The sequence below is a fragment of the Flavobacterium sp. WV_118_3 genome, assembly GCF_039778605.1.
Taxonomy (GTDB): domain Bacteria; phylum Bacteroidota; class Bacteroidia; order Flavobacteriales; family Flavobacteriaceae; genus Flavobacterium.
Genome location: NZ_CP156060.1, coordinates 1,942,221 through 1,964,109 on the forward strand (window position 1 = coordinate 1,942,221; position 21,889 = coordinate 1,964,109).

Consider the following 21,889-nt stretch of genomic DNA (forward strand, 5'->3'; position numbering starts at 1 on the left):
TTATTTAACATCGGTACTGTATTGTGGCAACTGTCCTATTTCGCAAATCACCGGAATACCGGTAAAGTAATCGTCTTCATTAGTCATATTTCTGTTTATGGCGTCCTCATCGATATCCGGGAAACTTTCGTCAAATCCCGCTTTGAGGAGCGCTACTATTTTTTCCCGTTTCGTTTTTACACTATTTTCTTCGTAGGTTCTTTCCAGAATACCCGGTACTTTGACATCGTTCACCTCATCGTAATAGCCCAACACTTCAATCGCATGATAGGCTTCTCCCGTTTTGGCTAACGTAAATATCCAGTCCAATTCGGTTTTGGAAGTGTCAAATAAGGTTGAAAAATCGAAGGTGCGAATCTGCGCAACCTGCGGGATCGCTGGTGGTTGAAGGATCACGCCACTCAGCACATTTGTTAGTATTTTTGTGGTTCCCGGATTCGCATTCGTGCTTTTCGATGCTTCGCCACTCCATAAGGCTTCCGCAACTCCTTTTGCAATACCGGAAACCGTCATCGGCATTTTAGTCCCGTTTAACACCACATCGACATTCATCTGAAATGCTACGGTTCCTGTGGTAAAACCACACGGCCGAATTCCGATGTTTTGTTCGCGGTTGGCATAAATAGTATCACCTGTTTCCGATTTCATCACGGTACTTCCGGATACTTCCTTTTCATTAATTTTTAATTGAGATACCGGAATAAAAGAGTCAATTGTAATGGCCAGCTGGTGCGGATTGATGACCGGGAATTTGTCGGCTCCCTTTACTTCAATCAGTCCATTACTAATGGTAATATTGGTTGGATCCGGATTGCCCCCTCCTGTTGTTTCGCTTTCTTTTAGTCGGGCATTACCCGATACGGTATTTTTCTTTTGTGGTATAAAACCGTTTGCAAATTCTGACCATTGCAGTTTTTTCGGTTCTTTTTTGGAATGATCCCCAAAAGGAATGGTAAAGGAGAATATCGTCCAGTCCACGTAGGCTTCTCCGGCAAATGGAGGGCCCCATATATGTAGCTCCGCTCCCATTTCGAAACTGAAATGAATCCGGACAAATAGTATTTTAATATCGGCTTCGATTTTAACCGTGATCCCCATATCGATATAATAGTGGAACGGTGCCCAGGCAATGAGCATATCGGCCCAAATCACAATCGACGCTTTGATAATCGAGGTTTTAAAAAGTACTTCCCATTTACCACCTGCCATAATTGCCGAAGCGGTAAGCGCATAGTACAGTTCCCCTTTAATCGACACCAGACTGCTGATTTTCCAGCTTAAGGCCAGTCGCGGTACGCTAGGATAATGTGCCGGTTTTATAAACTTCGGATGATAGCCTCCCAATGTGATCACAAAATCGCCTTCATAAGGCCCCTTGATCCAAGTGTAAAAAGCAAATCCTCCCGATAGCTTACAATCTCTGGAAAGGACATAGGAATTTGGCGTCACAACAGCTTCTACGGAAATCACATCACTACCCGGTCCGAAATGTGCCAAAATTGCAAGTTCCACATATACTATCGGTTCGGGAGCCATCGATTTTTCCGGCCAGCTCAGTCGGGAAAGTCCCAGAATGGCAAATTCCAGCTGGGTTCCAAAATTGACCGTTAGCAGTACAAACGACTCGATCAGTTTGAATGAGGTAAATTTAATTCCAACCGCCAACCAGTAATCTCCAATAGAAATCTCTATCGGTTTTTTACCGTTTTTCATAGGGGTTTCCAGCGAAGCCAATAAAGGTAATAATCCCTGATCCTCTTCCGGTCGCATGGCCAGAGCCACTAATGGGAAGAGTGCTACCTCGTTAATCGAAGGCACATTTATTTTGCGGTTATAGCCAAATCCGGCGGCAATTCCGGTTACGAAAAAGAATGCTGGCCCGCCAATAGGACCGTCGAATACGCCATAAATAAACAAGGACGCTTCGTCGGCTACTTTGGCATACGATCCGATGGCCGAGATGGTAAAACGACTTACTTTTATAATCGCCCCGCCATTATACACATCGATCGTTTTTCCGTCGTAAGACGCTGTGGTATGTAAAAAGGCTCCTGATATTTCGATGGGCGGTGCTTTATACGAGAGTCCGAGACCTTCCAGGTAGAAATCCGGCATTCCGGGTGGCCATTGTAGCTTAAAGCCGAGACCAAAGCCCATGAGTTGCATGCCCATGCCTTTCATTTCCATGGTGGCATCGAGTAGCAAAACAACCTTACCGTTATCATAAGCAAAGCCCAATCGTTGTAGGGTTACCGGGCCTATTTTTTTATCTAATTTTTTCCATTTCGCCTTAGCAATGATACCGTCACCTAACGGGGCTACCGCGGTACCGCTTGTTTGCTGCGGCTGTTCCGGTTCCTGATACTCCTGATCGGTTCCGTCGCTTAAAGCATAGTATTCGGCTTCGCCATTAATCTCCAGTTGTGTGGTAATATTAAAACCGGAACCAATGGCTACCGGTGGTAAGGCCTCAAAGCGTTCTAAAACCTCTTTTTCAAAAGCGCCATTGGAATATAAGGCCAGTACTTCTTTAAATCCGAAGGCATGACCCTGCGTTAACACTGGTCCGGCCAAAGGCAAATCGTTTAGATCCAGGTTAAGTCCCGCACCCATTCCAAAACACAAACCGGAGGTGTCTTTTTCTTTTTTATAGAGGAAAAAGGCCTTAAAGGTGTCGAGCGTAAAGGAAAGTGCCGGCATCTTATTGGTTGCACTTTCGCCAAAGAATTTTGTGGCTAAGGCGCGTAAATCGATCGTTGTTGTACCAAAGTTCTGATAGGCGGCATACAAATAGCTTGCTTCTTTTTGTTGATCAAATTTTAAGGTAAAACGGTGTTCCTCCACCGATAAAACTCCTCCAAAAGCGAATGTCGTTTGCGAACCATTTTTTTGGTAATCGATCGTAATAACCGCATCAAAATACCGGTCGTTGATATGAAGTTTACAGTTAAATTCAATTGTAAATTCCGAGGCATTCATACCACCGGAACCATAGGTTACCGAAAACTGTTTAAACGAAACGGCATTTAGGATTTCGGGAATTACTTCCTGTTTTGTTGTACAGCAATTGATGATATCCTGTACGCTAATTCCGTTTTTATTTTCGGATGTCAGCGTAGCATACAAGAAACTTTCTTTTTGGCTGTTTTCTGTAATTCTGCTTCTGTAACCCACCGCAATGTCAACAGCAATCGGAGCCGACGGATTTCCCAAATGGAATGCTGTCTGCCCCGTGATTTCGACTAAAAAGGAATTATTTGCTGCCATACTAAGCGGTATTGCGATACTATGATCAACCCATCGGAAAACGACAGGTCAATCCATGCAAAGGGGATCCTTAATTTAGCGTATAAATCGGATCCCTTTTGAATGGTAGTTTTATTTTTAAAATCGTTTGTTCTGGAAACTATGCTTTTTCGATTGCTTTTTTAGCAACTGTTTGCGGCGTATTCGTTACTCGGAAACCTACTTTCTTAATCGTAAAGTTTCCAAATTGTATGGTATCGCCATCTTTTGACTGTACATTAAAATCGAAGGTGTTTTGTGTGACGTTATAGTAGAACTCTTTAAATTCGATGCTATAGTCTTCTAATTTTTTGTCGCCTTCTTTGCTTGGAGGAAAGCTAACAGTTGCCGTGTCGCCCGATTTGCTTTGAATCCACTCCACAAGCTCGTTTAATTTAATAGAGGTTCCCGGCGCACCATCCTGTTTATCACTAAAATCGATAATCCAGTCGGCTTTTAGGTTTCTTTCAGAAGGAATATTTCCTAGTCGTATACTCACTAAAACAGCGTCTGGCTTTGCTACCGGACCAATCCCAATTTGCCCGTTAATACCCACACTGTATTTGGAAACATCTACTAATCCGCTTATAGTATTCTTGGCGCTATCGAGTGTTCCGTTAACCGCTCTTTTCTCATTCGTACCATCCGACCAGGTTACCTGAATATTATCTGTAGTTTTCCATTCCAATTTCGCAGCCTCTTCTTTAATTGTAATGGTATCCGTTGTTCCTGTCTTAAAACTGTAGTTTCCTAAATCTGTAACGGTAGCCGAAGTTGTAAGGTTTTTGATTGCTGTGATTGTTACTGCCATAAGTATTCGTTTTTTAAGGTTTAATATTTAATGATATAATTTAGAGCCATCCATTTCGGGCGATTTTGTCCCGTATATTCCCCACTTGTAAAAGCCGGTAGTGCGACATAAACGGAATGTGAATGATCTGGAACACTTCCTGTCGTCTGGTTTTTAATATCTGTCCCGTCTGTATCGATCCCGGAGTAACCTCCTGATCCAAAATTTCTTTTATACCAGTTGGGATTAAATCTATGGAAATGCGCCCCGTTTTCCGAGGTACTGAAGGACTGGGCCGGAGGATTGATACTGTGTGTATGCCGGTCGGCTTCACCTTTTCTGCCTACCAGTTCGTTTCCGTTAGACGGATTCGCCCCCATCACAAACGTTTGTCGTAAATCGGGTACATTAAACTGACCGTTACCGCCTCCATAAGTCGTACTGATTACATTAAAAAGGTCATTTTTATCACCATTGGCAGCATAGGATTTTCCGTCGCATAACAACCAGCCTTCCGGTGCTACGTTTCCGGCAAATGCCATGATCGAACCTACCGGTGCTACGCTTCCGGTTTTATCCTTGATTCGTCCTTCCGACTTGATATTTCCGGCGACCTGAAGTTTTTCGTTCGGATTAGTGGTTCCTACGCCCACATTGCCGTTTGGAAGTATTTTTAAAGCGTCATTTTGAGCCAACAAGACCGAAACATTTGCTATCAAAAAAAGAAGAAACAGGATAATGTCTCTTGTAGTAATCTGCTGTCTTTTAGCTGTTTTCATACGCTTTAAAATCGTTCCGTTTTCAAAGGCCGAACCTATAACTTTTTCGCAGATTTTTTATAGGTAAAAATACCTATTCCCGCTGCGAAGGGTATTTTTTAGTAGTCATTTCGGAAAATAAGCGCCCCCTATCCGCATTCGAAAAAGGTCATAAAAAAACCTGTAAATCAAAATTTACAGGTTCTAATTAAAAATAGGTTTTATGATGTACCGACTCTAAAATGAGAATTAGGGCTGATCTATAAATGTAACCGGCTCCAATTATTTTGGCAAATGGGCAATCAATTCGACTTCTAATTTTGCTGTTGGCATATATAATCGTTGTATCTGTACCCATGTCGCTGCCGGAAAGTCGCCTTTGTAGAATCCTTTTCTAACGTAGTTGTATTTTTTCATGGCTTCCATATCGGTGGTATATAGGTTTTCCTTGACCACATTTTCGAATGTGGCGCCATAGCTCGATAACGACGCTTTTAAGGCTTTATAAACAGAAGTAATACCCTCCGGAGTTACCTCGGTTGCGACAGCCCCCGAAATGTATAGCATGTTGTCGACTTTTACAACTTGTGTATAACCCGCAACGGTATCTTGTTTTGTAGCATTATTCCAATGCCATTTTTCTTTTTTGATTTTTGTTTCCTGCGAAAAAGTGGTGCCAAAAACGAACAGCAATGAGAATAGTAGAATATATCGCATACTAATAGGATGTTTTAATATCACAACCAAGATAGCGATTTTAGAATCATATATCGTGTATTCCGATTCTAAAACACGACCAACAATCATATTACTATGTTGTTTAGCCAGAATGCTATAAATATTTTATTTTACTAATGAGTCATTTTCACTGCAAATGCTATAATATGTCCGTCAATATCGGCAAAATAACAAACTTTATCTCCCCAATCGCGCGGTATAATCGGGCGGATCAGTTTTGCACCACTTTGAATAGCATTATGAAGTTCGTGTTCAATATCGGTTCCGTAAAAATATAGTTCGCAACGGGGTATACCATTTCCCAGATCGGGATGCAGTGTTTTGCCCAACAGGATTTTTGCAATTCCATTGTTGGACATCAATCCCAGTTTAAAATTTTCGGCACGTATAAATCCGGGTTTCCTCTCTTATTATCTTTGACTTTTTACTACTTATAATCGTATAAAACGCTGTATAATTCTTTACTCTAAAAACTACGGATTCTATTGGAATAAAATGTATCGTTAAAATGTACCAATTGTCTGGAATTGGTACATTTTAGTCATACTTTTTTAACTGTTTGTATCAACATTAAACATCGAAATCTGTAAGGTATCCACCATAGCCGGATTTAACGATACCAATACCGGTGAAAAACGATCGGAATAGGCAAAATTATAGGCGTCCGACAACGGTTGTAACGTAGCTGCATATTGATTGTAATACGACGAGTTGCTTTGTAAATTACCAAATAAAGACGTATCCGGTAGTGTAAACCATTTGGAGCTCTCCATCGCACCCACTTGTACAGTGTTTATTGTCGTTTCCGAAGCAATGGCGCCAATATTAAATCCGGCTAACAAATCGCCGGTTATCCATCCATAAACATCGTTTGCCGGATTTTGAGCCGCTCCGCCATTAATCGAAAAAGAAGCATTGGCGCCATAAATACCACTTGGACTGATTAAATCACTTTTTTGATACACCATAGTCGTCGTTCCACTAACACTTCCAACGGTTCCGGTTAACGTAACATCGCCAGCTGTATTTATCGAAGCTGCAAAATTATAACTTTGAGCACTTTGCGGCCCGCTTGTCGGTACAACAGGTCCTACCCCGTTAAAATAACCTCCAATCGTAGCAATTGTTCCGTTTCCTAATCCTGGGATGACGTTTCCTAAAGTTGTACCCGGTCCAAAATTCTGGATTAAATAGTCGATATAATTTTCAAAAAGATCATATGGCATAATCGGAACACCTCCAATGGGCGGATATGACGATGGGCCAATAATACGTGCAAAACCGGTTCCGGGTTGCGTAGGTCCTTGTTGAAAGCTTCCCGGAACAACCGCAGCAATCGCATTTTTTAACCCTGATTGTGGCGGTGTGGTAATCGCGCTTAATTGCGAATACATCATTTCGGCCGTTTTTCCGGTTTTGACTCCATTATCCACCTGAACGCGGGTTCCGTTTAGGAAAGTTTCTAACTGCATCGGAATACTCCAATAATCAATACTGGTTAAATCGGCTACATCTGCCGGATTACCATTAAAGGTCAATTCCATTTTATCATAGCGCAGAAAGAAATTGGCATCGGTACTATTTTGAGCGGGTTCATATCCGGCTTTCAAAACGGACCACGTCTGACCATAAGCGACATAAATCCGGCCACTGAAATTTGAAATGGTGATGCCATTACTTAAATCCGTTAAAGGATACCAATTTCCGGAGCCTTTTGCTTGATTTAAAGGTTGTATTTGCAGTTCCAATGGTTCTGCATTAAAAGGAGACGGGTAACTGATGCTAAATGGAGCGGTAGTACTTCCGGATACAAATCCGATGGACACCAGGTTATCCGATAACCCGCTGTTGTTCTTAAATTTTACTGTTAATGTTGCCATAGTATTACTTTTTTAAATTGATAAACGGTGTTCTTTGTTTTATAAAAGTAGATGTATCTGCTTTTGTGATTTAAAAAAATGGAACGAAACAGTACTTTTTGGGCATAAGATTCCTAATGCGGAGTATTAATTACAACGCTTTTACAACAGGCAAAAAGGGCTAAGGAATAAATCGGTGGAATAAGTCCGAAAATTACTTTAAAATATAGCGTTGCATAATACTGTCTTTGTATTTATCGCTGAGTATTACTTTATGATCGCCTTTTAACAGTACCAAATTGTCTATCGGAATGATCTCGGTTATCTTTTTTGTATTTACGATAAAATTGCGATGCGTTCTGCAAAAAATATGGCTGTCGAATAACTCCAAAATCTTGGTTAAGGAGATCAGAATGACAAAATTTTCGGTTTCGGTTATAATGCTACAGTATTTTTCTTCAACTTCAATATAGATAATATCACTGATTTCCACTTTTTTAAGCGATTTTCCCTTTTTTATAAATAAATAATCCTGACTGACAACTGTGTTTTCTTCTTCCCCGAGAAACACCTCGTGTTGATTGTAGAATTTTTCAACTGCCAGTTCAAGAGCATATAAAAGTTCCAGCTCATTAAACGGTTTTATCAGATAACTGAATGGATTGGTCAGTTTTGCCCGTTCAAATATTTGGCGGTCGGTCGAGCTCGTCAAAAAAACAAAAGGCTTCGCAGCATTGGGAACAACACTGATGTTTTCGGCAAAAGCAAGTCCGTCGGGTAAACCATTTAAAAAAATATCGATGATAACGATATCGACTTTATGATTGTAAAAAAGCGTCAAAGCCTCTTTATGATTGGCTGCTATACCGGTGATGGTATAATTGTGGGCTTTTAATACTTTGATCAACGCCTCACTCTCGGCAGGTGTATCTTCAATAATAAGGATGTTTACATTATCCATTGGGTTGCTTTTTAATCAAAGATACAATGATTTTGGTTCCCTTTCCAACTTCGCTTTTCAGGTCTAATTTCCCTCCGTTTTTTTGAAGCAACGATTTACACAATTGCATTCCCAAACCTGTACCGGCTATGGCTTCATTATCGGTTTTCGACAGCAGTCTTGTTTCTTGTAAAAGGGCTGTTTGTAAGGCCGTACTCATGCCAATTCCGTTATCTTCGATTAATAAAGTACAATATTTTTCATCGGTATTTTGAGTATACATTTTGATAATTCCGTTTTCTTTTGAAAACTTGATAGCGTTGTCGATAAAATTCCGAAGTATTATTTTTAACGATTCCTGATCGGCGCAAACAATGTCATTCCTGGAAATTGTATTTTCAAAAACAAGATTTTTTTCAAGCATTAACGGCCGATAATTATAAACCATTTGTTCGACACAATGATACAATCGGATAGTGGTTATTTCAAAATACGATTGCTTGGTTTGCAATAACGCCCAATGCAATAAATTATCTAATAAATTGTACGTACTATTTGCAATGGCACTATTGCGTTGTAACAACGAATCCAGTTCGTCCAGGTTTTTGGCGGCTACATTTTCCAGTAACTTGGCATTACTGATTTTCATGGCATTCACAGCAGAACGCAGGTCATGACTCACAATAGAAAATAGTTTATCTTTTGTGGCATTGAGCTCGGAAAGCGCTTCTTTTTGTGCCAATATGATTTTGTTCTTTTTTGTTTTTTCCCTGTAGAAATAAACCGCTGTTCCCAATAATACGAATAATACTATCGCGGAATATAACAGTCCGTTTCGCTCGGCTATTTTAATTTTATTTTCCGCCTTTAGCAGACTTACCTCCTTTTGTTTTTGTTTTACGGTAAATTGCTTTTCGAGTTCGGCAACTTCCCACACTTTATTCTGATCGTTTAACGAATCTTTCCACTGTTCGTATTCTTTTCTATAGGTTAGCGCTTTGGCATAATCGTTACGATTTTCTTCGACTACAGCCATATTTAAGGCTGCATTTTGTTTTAGCTGGTAATTTTTTACTTTTTTCGAGAGCTGATAGGCTTTTTCAAAATAAGGTATCGCCAGTTTGTCTTTATATTGATCATAATACAATGTGGCCATGTCGCCATAAGTTCCGACTAAAGCAACAGTATCGTTTTGCGCTTCTTCCAATTGTAATCCTTCCCGTAAATAGCGCTCAGCGGTATCGTATTTTTCCAAATGCAAATAGCACAAACCCAGATTGTGTTTTACACTGCTTTTTTTGATCCCCAAAAGCAAACTGGGATGGAGTTGTTCTATTTCGGTAAAGTATTTGATGGCTTCATTAAATCTTTTTTCTTCTAAAGCGATTTCGCCTAGAAACATTTGGATATGATTGTGGAATGGAAAGTCGGTTGTAATGAGTTGAAACTCTTTTTTACTTTCTTTAAATAGTTTTTTCTCTTTAAAACCGAAACCTCTAAAAAAGTGGCAAAAGTTTTGAATTTCTTTACTTTTCTTGCCTACACTTAACTGTTTCATCGTGTAAACAAAACAGGAGTCCCATTCTTTTTGTAAAAAAAAATGCTGTGCTTTTGTAAAATCGGGATTCCCAACGATCGTTTTGCTTTTGGTTATAATTTCCTTTTCAAAAGGGGTATAGTTTTGTTGCGCTGAGTTTGATTGGGAATAAAGCAAAAAACTAAAAATTACGATTCTAAAAACGGCTTTCATCTACTGATTTTTACAGCAATTTAGTTAAAAAAACAGCGCCATTTTGACGCTGCTTTTTAACCATTCGCAATTATACACCCGATTGTACCGTTGTAACCGTACCCCGGGAACCTACCGGATCTTCGTCCCATAAAAAAGTAACGATTTCTTGTAGCGCTAAAAGGTTGGGTACTGGTAAACCTTTTGGTAAAGTCGCGTTTGGAATATAACCTTTGGGATCGGCTATAAAATTCACTTGAAAGATATTAAACGTCGCACACGGTTCCGGAACAATATCATAGCATACGTAAAAATTAGCATAAGGCACCTGATCGTTAGTATAGCTAAAATCCTGTATAACTTTTAATTCATCGCCTTTAATCGCGGTATTCTTACTAATAAAAACAACGATACTGATCTCTAATTCGTTATTCTTGTTTACTGTCGCCTGAGAAATGGGTGGCAAGGGTTTGTCATGTCTTGGATTTGGGAAATCGATTTGCGTCTCTAAGCGGTTCACTTTAACGCCGGTTATTGCGATACCAGCCGGTTTTACTTTCTGTTCGCACGTAGGATTTTCTTGTTTTGTTGTGTTCATAATTATTGTATTTGGGGTTAATTTTATTTAAAAACAATGCCGCTTTATATATAGCATTATGCGAAATTATTTTTATTATGGTAAATGAAGTAACGTAAAAACACGTATTATTTTATTTTCCAAAAATTAACTTTCTTTGTGATATCGTGCTGTTTAATATGGATAATAGCGCCCATTCGCCTTTATTTCAGGATGCTTTTATATTTCGGAACTACCCGATGTATCTGCTGAAAAAACGTCCTAAAGGGTTATTTTTTTTATACTTTATACCTACTAACTCATAACCTACGCTCGTTTTCACGTAAATACTGCATCGCTTCCCGAACCGTTTCTAAGGTATTCTTAGGACTAAATCCCAGTTCGGTTCGCGCTTTGGTGATATCGAAGTTTTGCTGTAATCCCGAAAACATTGCGATGTCTTTTGTAGTGATAACGGGTGCTTTTCCCCTTATCGCACTGGTCGTTTCCATCAGCCAGGCAACCGTATATAAAATGGGTTTCGGAACCGCCATCGGAAGTTTCAAACCCAATTCCGGAAACAATTCCTGTGCAATTCGCGTCGTTTCTTTTATCGAGGTACATTGTTCGTTCGCCAGAATATAGCGTTCACCATTACGTCCTTTTGTTGCGGCTAAGTAACACCCTTCGGCCACATCGTTGACATCTATCCAGTTTAGGGTTATATTGGTTTCGACCGGAATTTGTTTTTTTAAAATCAGGCTAATGATGTTGTACGAGACATTGAGCGGTGCAAAAGCAACACCACCTATCATCGCCGACGGTAACACCGCCACCAATTCAATTTGATGCTTTTTAGCCAATTCGAACGCCAATTTTTCGCCATCGTTTTTGGAATTGTAATACATATCCCGACGATCGGTGTTATAGCCATTGCTTTCTTTCGTAGGAAGCTGTCGGTAGTCTAACGCAGCGATCGAACTTACGTAAACAATCCGTTTCACTCCGGCTTCGGCAGCGGCTTCTATGGTGTTTCGGGTGCCTTCCATATTCACGTCGTAAATTTCTTTCTTCGGATCTTTCGCCCATAATTTAAACGAAGCACCCACGGCATAAAACGTATGCACACCTTGTAAGGCTTTTACAAACGAGGCTTTGTCGGTAATATCGGCCTCCACGACTTCGCAATTCAAACCGACAAAAGGTTCTTTATTGTTCGTATTTCGCACGGTAGCGCGTACGGGGATTCCTTTAGCGAGTAGTAATCGTACCAGATTATTCCCTAAATGTCCGTTTGCACCCGATACAAGTGCCAATTGATGCTGTTCCATTTTTGTTGGTTTTAAATGATACGGCAAAGTTCTGCCTTACGCATTCAAAACCACTTCACAAATGTTACCTAATGATTTGTTTGCGGATACGGCTTAAACTTTTTGGATTCATTCCTAAATAAGAAGCGATATATTGTACCGGAACATGATGCACAATTTCCGGCTGAGTCGCGATAAGTTTTTTATAACGCTGTTCGGCTGTGAGTGTTGCCAGTTCTTTCGAACGGTTTTCGTTATACGATAAGGATTGCTGAAAAACCAGAATGCTAAAATCTTTAAATACCGGGCTTTTAAGGATAAGACTATCCAGATCGGCTTTGGTAATGCGCAATAGTTCACAATCGGTTATGCATTCCAGATTTTCGTCCGATATCGTTTGGTTGCTAAAATGCGTATACGAAGTGATAAACCCGGGCGGACAATTGATGTGCGTGGTGACCTCATCTCCTTTATCGTTATAATAAAACAAACGTACAAAGCCCGAAACCACAAAATACAGGTATTCCGGTACCTTTCCTTTTTCTTCTATGATCTGATTTTTAGATACCGATACGGACGACAAATAATGCCGGCACAAGGCTCCATCTTCAGCGCTGAGGGGCATGTTTTGAGAAATAAGTTGCAATAACGATTCGTACATACGGTCTTTTGTGTTCTATGATTCCCACAAATTTAGATGACTGGCGCGGAATTAAAAAGTAAAAAACGATGCTTTTAACAGCTGACAGGTTTTCGAAACCCGTCAGCTGTGCTGTGTGGGTTTACTGCGGATCTGTTGCGGATATACGTACCACGCTATTTTTAAGTAGTACAAGCGATAAAACGAGGTATCTTTCCGGGGACCAACGGTTATGATAAGCTTGCGATATGCGCAGCTTATCTTTACTTTCATTCTGGTTTTAAACCCGGTATTCTGAAGTTATTTACCGGACAATCGGATCTCGGGATAGTAAATATACCGACCGTAAGCACGCGGGAAGGCTTTTCCGTATACCGAAACACGGCGTACCGGAAGTTTTTTTGTTTGTTACGGTTGCTGGTTGGTGCCGAATTTTTCATAGTCTGGCGTTTTAAAATATAAAACTCATCTTATATATTTCGCTATTTTAGCACTCCTGTAATTATCCTATCCTTTTTTAAGTGCTATTATAGAACCATATTTTTAATTATATTTATACCGACAATTTTAAAAACCATGAGTATGTCACATTTCGATACGCCAGACAAAAAAGTACACCAGGGAAGAAACATCAAACGTTTCCGCGAAATGCTAGGTATCAAACAGGAAGCTTTGGCCTACGAACTTGGTGACGACTGGAACCAAAAAAAAGTGTCGTTACTGGAACAAAGAGAAACGATCGAAACTAATATACTAACACAGGTAGCCGCAATTCTAAAAGTACCGGTAGAAGCTATTGAAAATCTTGATGAAGATAAAGCTATAAATATTATTGCCAGTACGTTTAATGATAATGCGTTTAACTATGGAACCATAACATTTCACCCTATCGATAAATTAGTCCAACTCCACGAAGAAAAGATTGCCTTATACGAGCGAATGCTAAAAGAAAAGGACGATATGATGGCGCGGCTGGAAAAGCTAATTGAAAAAAAATAAAATAACGATATCAAATTATACCGTTACCAAAACACCTGACAGGTTTTCGAAACCTGTCAGGTGTTTTCGTCTATGGGGTTGTATCTATTCTATTTTTGTATGCTTTATCGTATTAAAAATAAAAATAGTGTCCTGTAAAACAATCCTGTAGTAAATTTCGTTTATTTGTTAAATCAATCAATCACAAACGAACAATTAACAATGAAACGTACTTTATCAACTATTGCCCTACTGGTATTTACTTTCGGGGGCATGATCCTCCCGGCATCGGCACAAACAAAATCAAATAGTAAAGACGAAATTTCCAAAGTAGAATCCGGATTAATGCCGGCTGTTCGCTTTAAAGGCGAACCGCTTTGGACCTTAGAATCCCGGATGAAACATTACGCTATTCCCGGAATGAGTATTGCCGTGATCAAAAATTCGAAAGTGATCTGGAGCAAATCGTATGGCTTTGCCGATGTCGAATCCAAAACCCCGGTCGAATCCAAAACCTTATTTCAGGCAGCTTCTATAAGCAAACCGGTTAGTGCTTATGCCGCATTAAAAACCGTTGCATCCGGAAAGCTTAATCCCGATGCCGACGTCAATTCGTATTTAAAATCGTGGAAAATTCCGGAAAATGAATTTACTAAAGAAAAGAAAGTCAGCCTTAAAAATATTCTCAGTCATACCGCTGGCTTAACAGGACATGGCTTTGCCGGATATGAAGCCGGACAGCCTTTGCCATCGGTTCATCAGATTCTAAACGGACAAAAACCGGCTAATTCACAGGCTGTAGTAGTGGATAAACTTCCCGGTATATCATTTCGATACTCCGGTGGTGGATATACCATTATGCAACAACTCCTTATGGATCTTGAAGATAAGGACTTCGCTTCCATTATGACCGAAAAAGTACTTACTCCTCTGGAAATGAAAAACAGTACTTTTGTACAACCATTGCCAGCAGCACAGGCACCGTTTGCCGCTACAGCTTATAGTGTCGATGGAGCCAGAGTACCGGGAAAATATCATACCTATCCCGAGCAGGCCGCAGCCGGTTTATGGACTACCGCTGAAGATCTGGCAAAGTTTGTCATCGACATTCAAAATACCGTGAATCATAAAAGTACGCATGTTCTTTCTCAAAAAATGGCCGAGGCATTTACAACTCCTTTTATCGAGTCGTTTATCGGATTGGGGATTTTTCTGGAAAACAAAAACGGACAGGTTTACTTTAGCCATGGCGGTTGGAATGAAGGTTTTTCCAGTAAATTCGTAGGTAACAAAACCAGCGGCGACGGAATTGTAGTGTTAACCAATACCAATAAACCGGAATTTATAGAAGAATTAATCCGGTCTGTTGCTTCGGTATACCAATGGCCGGATTATATAGCTCCTGCTCTTACCATTTTACCGTTAACCCAACAGGATTTTAATAATACGGGACGTTACCAATCAAACAAATACGGATTTTATAAAGTTTATAGTGAAAACGGAAAATTAATGTTGATCAACAACATAGAACGTCCGGTAGCACTCTTTAAAATATCCGAAAACACCTATGCGCTTCGTGACGCGCCTTTTAACGTAAAAATTACAGGCAATACAAAAACGGGAACAAAAGAACTTACATTGGTTTTTCCGGATGAACCGGCCCGTCCGGGAAATCCGCAGCTAAAAAACGATGAAAAAGTACCTTTAGAACTACTTTTGGAAGATTCGTTTGAAAAAGGTCTGAAGGCTTATCAAAATGCAAAATCCGAAGATCCCAACCATCAGTCTCTTTCCGAAGATTATCTAAACCGTTTGGGCTATAGCTTGCTGAGTCAAAAAGATTTTACAAAAGCAATCGCTATTTTCCGTGTCAATACACTATTGTATCCCAACAGTGGAAATGTGTACGACAGTCTGGGGGAAGCCTATATGAATACCGGGGAAAAAGACAAAGCAAAACAAAACTATCAAAAGGCGTTGGAGTTAGATCCGAAAAACGAAAACGCTGCCCAAATTTTAAAAACATTATAAAAAGATAGCATCGTTTACTAAATAACTTTTGTATAAAATAACCTGAGGCCTGTATAAAATAAGCCTTTTATATCAACAACAATCCAAGTATCTGAATCATGGATCATCTGAGATACTAGTTTGTATAAAAATATATCTTTATTCTAAAATCTGTCAACCTATTTTAGGGCGACTCATAATTCTATTTTAGAAAAAAAAGATTCCAGTAAAAGGGCTTTACTCAGCGATTCCAATTGTTTTTCACTGCCGTGAATCTCCCAAATCAGGGTAATTGTGTCTAATTCTTTTTGTTGTGTGATCAACCTTGATTTGACACCATACTTTAAAAAGAGTTCGGTACATCGGACAAAACCATCGTCCTTTTTATCGAATGTAATATGCAGTGTCCGGTACTGATTGATTCGGTCGATTTTATTTTGCAGATAGGTCAACGTAGTGAGTACCAATAATATTAATCCGCCGCCACAAGCCGAAATCAGATAATATCCTGCACCTATTGCCATACTGATGGCTGCTACCGCCCATATCGTAGCGGCAGTTGTAATACCGTTTATATGATTGTCGGCTCTAAAAATAACACCAGCACACAAAAATCCCAATCCGGTTACGATATTGGAGGCAATCCGATCCGGATTACCTTCTCCTCCTATCCAAATGGACATAACGGTAAAAAAACAGGCTCCTATTGAAATCAGTATTGTAGTTCGGAACCCAGCTGCTTTTCCTCTGTATTCCCGTTCGGCTCCAATAATAGCGCCCCAAATAACAGCTATAAAAAAACGCAGCATTATTTCCATTTCTATTGCCATACCGTATTGCTTTTTAGACTATTATAAATATATCTATTTTTTTAATCATTTACACCCGACCGGTTTTAAAAACCGGTCGGGTGTAAAACAATTCCAACCAATAAAAAAGGGAATACAATTTTGTATTCCCTTTTATAGTACTTACTGTTCATAATCTACTTCCAATGTTTCCTTAGCTTAAAAGCCAAAAACAGAAATAACAATAATAATAGTAATTGACCTGTCAAAAATCCCATCCCGTAATTCGTCAGGAGGCTATAATCAAAGATTAGAATTTTCACCACTTTGATAAAAAGAATTACAACAAGCAGTAATGCAATATAAAATATTATTTTTTTCATTTTCGACACTTTCAAAAGCTTATAAACAATTGAAAAACAGTATTATTTAGTAACTGTAGTTACAGTTGGTGTATAAATTCCAAAAGTAATCGCAGAGATAAGACCATTAACAAATGATTGTTTTGTAGTAACAGTATAATCCTGAGCACCACCTGCCATTTGTTTTGAATCGGAAACTCCAACTGGAGCTAATCCATAAATAACATAGTGATTCCATTTTGTTGTCTGTTGGTTTCCTTGAGCTCCTTTACCTACAACACTAGTGTAAGTATAACAAGAAGTTAATAACATTGATGCAGCAAATGCAACCGATAAAGCTCTGAATGCTTTTTTCATACGTTTTAATTTAAAAAGGTTATTACTAAATACTTAATTTGTTCGGAACCCGATTCTGCTATTTCAATTGCCATTGAAATACCTTATTCCCATAAATTTTCCATGCTGATTTACGAGGCTGCAAACATATCATTTTATAATTATTAAATTCATTTTTTTCTTACAAAAAAGCAGCTAAATCATCTGAAACAGAATAAAAGAACTAAAAGAATATCATTGAAGAGAATTTTAACATTTAATCCCTTTTTATAACACCAGCAAAAGTAAAAATTACAGAAAACACCTTGACATTTTAAACAAAGTAATTTGACATTTTAAACAAAATGACAGTACTCTTAACCCTATAATTTTGTCCTATAACTTTTAATATTAAAAAAGATGAGACAGAACAATTATCAGGGCGCATTACAACAACCCATTGGTTCCGGATTTAGCGCAACAGCAACGACAAATGAAGTGATCAAAGGAATTGACCTTCGTGGAAAAAACATAATTGTTACCGGTGGTAATACCGGTATCGGACTTGAAACAACTAAAACACTTGCCAATGCAGGTGCAACAGTGATCGTTGCCGCAAGAGATATCGAAAAAGCAAAGAAAAATCTTGACGGTATCAAAAATGTCGAACTGGAAGTAATGGATGTTATGAATCCGGATTCGATTACCGCTTTTTCCAAAAAATTTCTGGCGTCCAACAGACCTTTACATACCCTTATTAACAATGCCGGAATTATGTGGGTACCTTTGCGTAGAGACAGTCGCGGATTCGAATCGCAACTGGCTACCAATTATCTGGGACAATTTCATCTAACCGCGATGTTATTTCCAGCCTTAAAAAAGGCTAACGGTGCGCGGGTAATTAATGTGTCTTCCTTAGGACATCAAATGGCTCCTTTTAATTTTGAAGATCCGAATTTCCTTCACCGGGAATACGAAAGCTTACAAGCCTACGGGCAATCCAAAACGGCCGGTAACTTATTTGCAATGGAACTCGACAACCGTGCCAAGGCCTTTAATGTCCGTGCTTATTCGTTACATCCCGGTTCCATTGGCGGTACGGAATTAGGTCGGGAAGCTTCATTGGAATTATTTCAAAAAATGGGATTCCTGGACGAAAACGGTGCCATGCTACCGGAAGTAGCCGCACGATTAAAAAACATTCCACAAGGTGCCGCGACAACAGTATGGTGTGCCACAAGTCCGTTATTGGATACGATTGGCGGCGTGTATTGCGAAGATACCGATATCGCACCATTGGCCAACGAAGCCAGTGTCGGATCTTATGGTGTGGAATTGTATTCATTAGATGAGTCAAATGCTAAAAAACTATGGGATTTAAGTGAACAGCTAACCGGTGTAAACTTTTCAATTCTCTAAAAAATGAAACCTCTTAACGGAAAAATCGCTGTTATCACGGGTGGTAATAGTGGAATCGGGTATGCTACGGCAAAAGAACTCCAGGAAAACGGCGCAACGGTCATTATCACAGGGCGCCGAAAAGAAGCTATTGAAAAAGCAGCTTTGGAATTAGGTGTTACTGCTTTGGTCGCCGATCAGTCTAATCTTGACGACATTGCGAATTTAGTAACCACTGTTAGTGAGCGGTTTGGTAAAATAGATATGTTGCTGATCAATGCCGGAATAACAAGTATGGCCGCTATAGAAACGACCACCGAAAGTATGTTCGATTCCATAATGAATGTCAATTTTAAAGGTGCTTTTTTTACTTTAAGCCGGTTTATTCCTTTTCTGAATGAGGCCACATCAGTTGTATTTTTATCCTCAACTTCTGCAACCCTATCACCTCCTAATGCTTCGGTTTATGCCGCGAGCAAGGCTGCGCTGAATGCTTTTATGAAAATCGCGGCTCTTGAATTGGCCTCAAGAAAAATAAGAGTGAGTGCGGTGAGCCCGGGACCGGTAGCCACCGAAATTATGGATAAACCAGGACTGGATAAAAATATCGAAACACAAATGATAAACAGTATTCCGTTGGCCCGTTTCGGTAAGCCCCAGGAAGTCGCACGTTTAATCACCTATCTGTTGAGTGACGAAGCTTTGTTTATTACCGGTTCTGCATTTTTAATCGATGGCGGACAATCGATTTAAGTTACTTGCTTAAAAAGCCTGTTTAGATCAGACAGGCTTTTTATTCTTTTAAAACATTTTGACATTTTAAACAAAGTTATTCCTATAATACGCAGTACTTTTGTAGTGATCAGCGTTTTATAAAAAACTATTTTATACTATCTTATGGAATATCAGGCGAAATACATCACTCCGGACATCAAACTTTCCAGTTATGATGATAAATTATTCAAATCGGATATTATGTTTGACGAACATATGTTGATCTGGTTTATTTCCGGGGAAACAAAAATCATTCAGGCCGATAGTACTTTCTTTTTTAAAACCGGAGATATTTTTCTGATTCCCAGAAATCAATTGGCTACCATAATCAATTATCCTAAAAATGGTCAGCCGCACAAAACAGTAGTGATGCATTTGACTATAGAACGACTAAAAAAGTTCTATGAAAAAATAGATATCCCCAAAAAATTGTTTTCCCAACATAAAATATATCATTTTAATACGCATCCCTTATTAGAAAGTTGTCTATCGTCTCTGATCCCTTATTTTGAATTAGAAGGTAATTTTCCGGAGCATATCGCTTCCCTAAAAATCACCGAAGCTATCAGTATTTTAAGAGAAATTGATTCCAACATTGATACGATTCTGGCTAATTTCGATGAACCGGGTAAAGTAGATCTGATTCATTTTATGGAACGTAATTTTATGTTTAATATGCCCCTGGAAAAACTGGGCTATCTTACCGGTCGCAGTCTTTCCACTTTTAATCGGGATTTTAAAAGGCTGTTTAACACTACTCCACAAAAATGGTTGACAAAAAAAAGACTGGAGTTGGCCTATTATCAGCTTACCGAAAAAAGGAAAAAACCAATTGAAATTTATCTTGAAGTTGGTTTTGAAGATCTTTCGCATTTCTCTTTTGCCTTTAAAAAACAATTTGGAATAGCGCCAACTGCATTATTAAAATAAGTGCATTTTTTTTGTATCGTTCCATCCATTACACAACCATATAAAAATCAAATAGTTTAACTTAAAAAACAACTATTTTAGTATTCTTAATTTTTCAAATGCTTACTAATGATTCAAATGTAATTGTTCTAATTCTTCCATTGTCATTGTGCTTTGTTTTAATCGGAACGCCGATCGGTCACCGACTTTTTGTAGTCGGGCTTTCTTCATATCACCGATTGCTTTTGCAACGGCAACGCCCAACTCCCGCCATTCCTTTGGTGTCACCCAATGGTCAAAACCGGCTTTACTATAGGTTGTTTCCAGCGTAATTGCTGTAACTTTTTCTTTCCGATTGTACCAAAACCAGGTTTCCGGAAAATACGAATTCAGGAATCCTTTACCGCCTTCCAAAGGTGGTGGTTCTATTCGTCCTTCATAATGTTTGGCTACCGATTGTATAAAAGCAATCTGATTGCTCCATAATTGCTGTTCCTCTTGAGTATAGCCGCTTCCCGACCCGAAATGTGGAAAGAAAAAAGCATTTGTTTCAGGTTTGCTATTGGATGAATGCAGATTTAAGGCCAAAACTACCGGATCGTTTTTATCAATAAGCAATGGAGCCATAGCACCCCGGTTTAAAAAACGGTTTTCTATCGGAGCCACATCCTTTAAAAATAAAGGATTCGCGGTTTTATCAAATTCCCATTGATTTTCCAGATTAATGCTGGATGCATTGGTTCGGTAATTTCCCAACAGTATCCCATCAGCATTGTGCATCGGGACAATTTTAAAAATATAGTTGGTTCGTAACGCATGCCCAATTGCATCATCCGATACTACTGTATTTATTAGCCCTTCAAGCAGATAGGAACTCCCAACTTCAGCGGAATGAGTACGGGCATGAATCCAGATATGCTTTTTAGCCGAATGTCTGGTCTTATCTTCTATTGTAATCAGGTCGATCGGAAAGGATTTATCCGGCGATTTCCCCAGTGATCGTATGGATATAAAAGGATTTGACACAATCGTATTCCGATACTCCAGATAGTCTTTTGTCGTATACGGAAATGTCCGTGCGATCCATACTGTACTGTGTTCCCCTGGAACAGCAACTTCTATTGTTGTATTGTTAATTTGCTTTACAGAAGCTTCCGGAAAATGTTTCCAGTCTGTTCCATTTAACGAATATACCGGTACAAAATAATACGGAAATCCGAGTCTGGTAAATTGCAACTGGACACCATCTGCTCCGATTCCGCTTACCTTTACGTTGAACCATGTCCGGAATGAATCCGGTAAGGAAGTGTCGTTATTGTCATCTTTAAGACTTAATGACCAAAGATTATCCTTTAGCTTTGAAATCGTTCCAATACTTCCCGATTCAAAATCGGTACTAAACGTAAGACCGTCATCCGTATCTTTATTTTCTTTTCCGGAATTACAGGAATCACCTAAAAACAGGCTTAACAAGACCAATGGCAGATAGTAGGCTTTCATATTTAAAAAAGAGTCAATCGTTGAATGGATTATATTTTGATAGTAAAATGACTTGACTTCCGGAAAATCAAAATTCCCTTCCGATAAAACGAATATATCTTTTTTAAGTTTACCTTATTGAACATTGATTTTTATTGACTTGAATTGTCTCTAATTGACATTTATAATCCTGAAAAAGTATCTTTAATAAACTTAAAAAGGGGCTGTCTTAAGGAATAAGACAGCCCCTTTTTTGTTGTATAAAAACCGA

The 21,889-nt window shown here is 39.1% G+C and carries 19 protein-coding genes; 5 read left to right on the forward strand and 14 right to left on the reverse strand.

Annotation, left to right across the window (positions count from 1 at the left end; translation table 11 throughout):
* The 11 genes from ABFU83_RS09065 to ABFU83_RS09115 all read right to left on the reverse strand — a co-directional run bounded on the left by ABFU83_RS09065 (position 1) and on the right by ABFU83_RS09115 (position 12,626).
* A complete protein-coding gene (locus ABFU83_RS09065; RefSeq protein WP_347065358.1) occupies positions 1-3,267 on the reverse strand; it encodes a DUF6603 domain-containing protein in 3,267 nt (1,088 codons plus the stop codon).
* Positions 3,268-3,406: 139 nt separating this feature from the next.
* The gene (locus ABFU83_RS09070; protein ID WP_347065360.1) at positions 3,407-4,096 is read right to left on the reverse strand and encodes a hypothetical protein; all 690 of its coding nucleotides are present in this window, start codon (positions 4,094-4,096) and stop codon (positions 3,407-3,409) included.
* Positions 4,097-4,116: 20 nt separating this feature from the next.
* Positions 4,117-4,854, reverse strand: coding sequence for a tail fiber protein (locus ABFU83_RS09075; RefSeq protein WP_347065362.1), 738 nt, complete (start codon positions 4,852-4,854; stop codon positions 4,117-4,119).
* Between the two features lie 261 nt (positions 4,855-5,115).
* Positions 5,116-5,550, reverse strand: coding sequence for a RidA family protein (locus tag ABFU83_RS09080; RefSeq protein WP_347065364.1), 435 nt, complete (start codon positions 5,548-5,550; stop codon positions 5,116-5,118).
* A 134-nt stretch (positions 5,551-5,684) separates the two neighbouring features.
* Positions 5,685-5,930, reverse strand: coding sequence for a hypothetical protein (locus tag ABFU83_RS09085; protein WP_347065366.1), 246 nt, complete (start codon positions 5,928-5,930; stop codon positions 5,685-5,687).
* Between the two features lie 192 nt (positions 5,931-6,122).
* On the reverse strand, positions 6,123-7,451 hold the full coding sequence (locus tag ABFU83_RS09090) for a beta-1,3-glucanase family protein (RefSeq protein WP_347065367.1): 1,329 nt from the start codon (positions 7,449-7,451) through the stop codon (positions 6,123-6,125).
* A gap of 193 nt (positions 7,452-7,644) precedes the next feature.
* Positions 7,645-8,391: a response regulator transcription factor gene (locus tag ABFU83_RS09095; RefSeq protein WP_347065368.1), complete on the reverse strand. Its 747-nt coding sequence runs from the start codon at positions 8,389-8,391 to the stop codon at positions 7,645-7,647.
* On the reverse strand, positions 8,384-10,120 hold the full coding sequence (locus tag ABFU83_RS09100; RefSeq protein ID WP_347065370.1) for a tetratricopeptide repeat-containing sensor histidine kinase: 1,737 nt from the start codon (positions 10,118-10,120) through the stop codon (positions 8,384-8,386). The genes ABFU83_RS09095 and ABFU83_RS09100 overlap by 8 nt, the downstream gene beginning before the upstream one ends.
* A gap of 70 nt (positions 10,121-10,190) precedes the next feature.
* A complete protein-coding gene (locus ABFU83_RS09105; protein ID WP_347065372.1) occupies positions 10,191-10,697 on the reverse strand; it encodes a hypothetical protein in 507 nt (168 codons plus the stop codon).
* Positions 10,698-10,975: 278 nt separating this feature from the next.
* Complete coding sequence (locus ABFU83_RS09110) at positions 10,976-11,986, reverse strand: NAD-dependent epimerase/dehydratase family protein (RefSeq protein WP_347065373.1); 1,011 nt, start codon at positions 11,984-11,986, stop codon at positions 10,976-10,978.
* A gap of 64 nt (positions 11,987-12,050) precedes the next feature.
* The gene (locus tag ABFU83_RS09115; RefSeq protein ID WP_347065374.1) at positions 12,051-12,626 is read right to left on the reverse strand and encodes a Crp/Fnr family transcriptional regulator; all 576 of its coding nucleotides are present in this window, start codon (positions 12,624-12,626) and stop codon (positions 12,051-12,053) included.
* 561 nt (positions 12,627-13,187) lie between these two features.
* Here ABFU83_RS09115 and ABFU83_RS09120 point away from each other — a divergent pair.
* On the forward strand, positions 13,188-13,604 hold the full coding sequence (locus ABFU83_RS09120; RefSeq protein WP_347065375.1) for a helix-turn-helix transcriptional regulator: 417 nt from the start codon (positions 13,188-13,190) through the stop codon (positions 13,602-13,604).
* 201 nt (positions 13,605-13,805) lie between these two features.
* Complete coding sequence (locus tag ABFU83_RS09125) at positions 13,806-15,614, forward strand: serine hydrolase (RefSeq protein ID WP_347065376.1); 1,809 nt, start codon at positions 13,806-13,808, stop codon at positions 15,612-15,614.
* Between the two features lie 173 nt (positions 15,615-15,787).
* On the opposite strand, the gene ABFU83_RS09130 is transcribed toward ABFU83_RS09125, so the two are convergent.
* Together ABFU83_RS09130 and ABFU83_RS09135 are read right to left on the reverse strand one after the other, a co-directional pair.
* Positions 15,788-16,423 carry an MgtC/SapB family protein gene (locus ABFU83_RS09130; RefSeq protein WP_347065377.1) on the reverse strand — a complete coding sequence of 212 codons (636 nt, stop codon included), beginning with the start codon at positions 16,421-16,423 and terminating at the stop codon, positions 15,788-15,790.
* A gap of 383 nt (positions 16,424-16,806) precedes the next feature.
* Positions 16,807-17,100, reverse strand: a complete 294-nt coding sequence (locus tag ABFU83_RS09135) for a Bor family protein (RefSeq protein ID WP_347065378.1) — start codon at positions 17,098-17,100, stop codon at positions 16,807-16,809.
* A 378-nt stretch (positions 17,101-17,478) separates the two neighbouring features.
* Here ABFU83_RS09135 and ABFU83_RS09140 point away from each other — a divergent pair, with 378 nt between their 5' ends.
* The 3 genes from ABFU83_RS09140 to ABFU83_RS09150 all read left to right on the forward strand — a co-directional run bounded on the left by ABFU83_RS09140 (position 17,479) and on the right by ABFU83_RS09150 (position 20,160).
* Positions 17,479-18,477, forward strand: a complete 999-nt coding sequence (locus tag ABFU83_RS09140; protein WP_347065379.1) for an SDR family NAD(P)-dependent oxidoreductase — start codon at positions 17,479-17,481, stop codon at positions 18,475-18,477.
* Positions 18,478-18,480: 3 nt separating this feature from the next.
* The gene (locus ABFU83_RS09145) at positions 18,481-19,209 is read left to right on the forward strand and encodes an SDR family oxidoreductase (RefSeq protein ID WP_347065380.1); all 729 of its coding nucleotides are present in this window, start codon (positions 18,481-18,483) and stop codon (positions 19,207-19,209) included.
* Between the two features lie 144 nt (positions 19,210-19,353).
* Positions 19,354-20,160, forward strand: coding sequence for a helix-turn-helix domain-containing protein (locus ABFU83_RS09150; RefSeq protein WP_347065381.1), 807 nt, complete (start codon positions 19,354-19,356; stop codon positions 20,158-20,160).
* Positions 20,161-20,265: 105 nt separating this feature from the next.
* Here ABFU83_RS09150 and ABFU83_RS09155 read toward each other — a convergent pair whose 3' ends face one another.
* Complete coding sequence (locus ABFU83_RS09155; RefSeq protein ID WP_347065382.1) at positions 20,266-21,639, reverse strand: M14-type cytosolic carboxypeptidase; 1,374 nt, start codon at positions 21,637-21,639, stop codon at positions 20,266-20,268.
* Between the last annotated feature and the right edge of the window lie 250 nt (positions 21,640-21,889).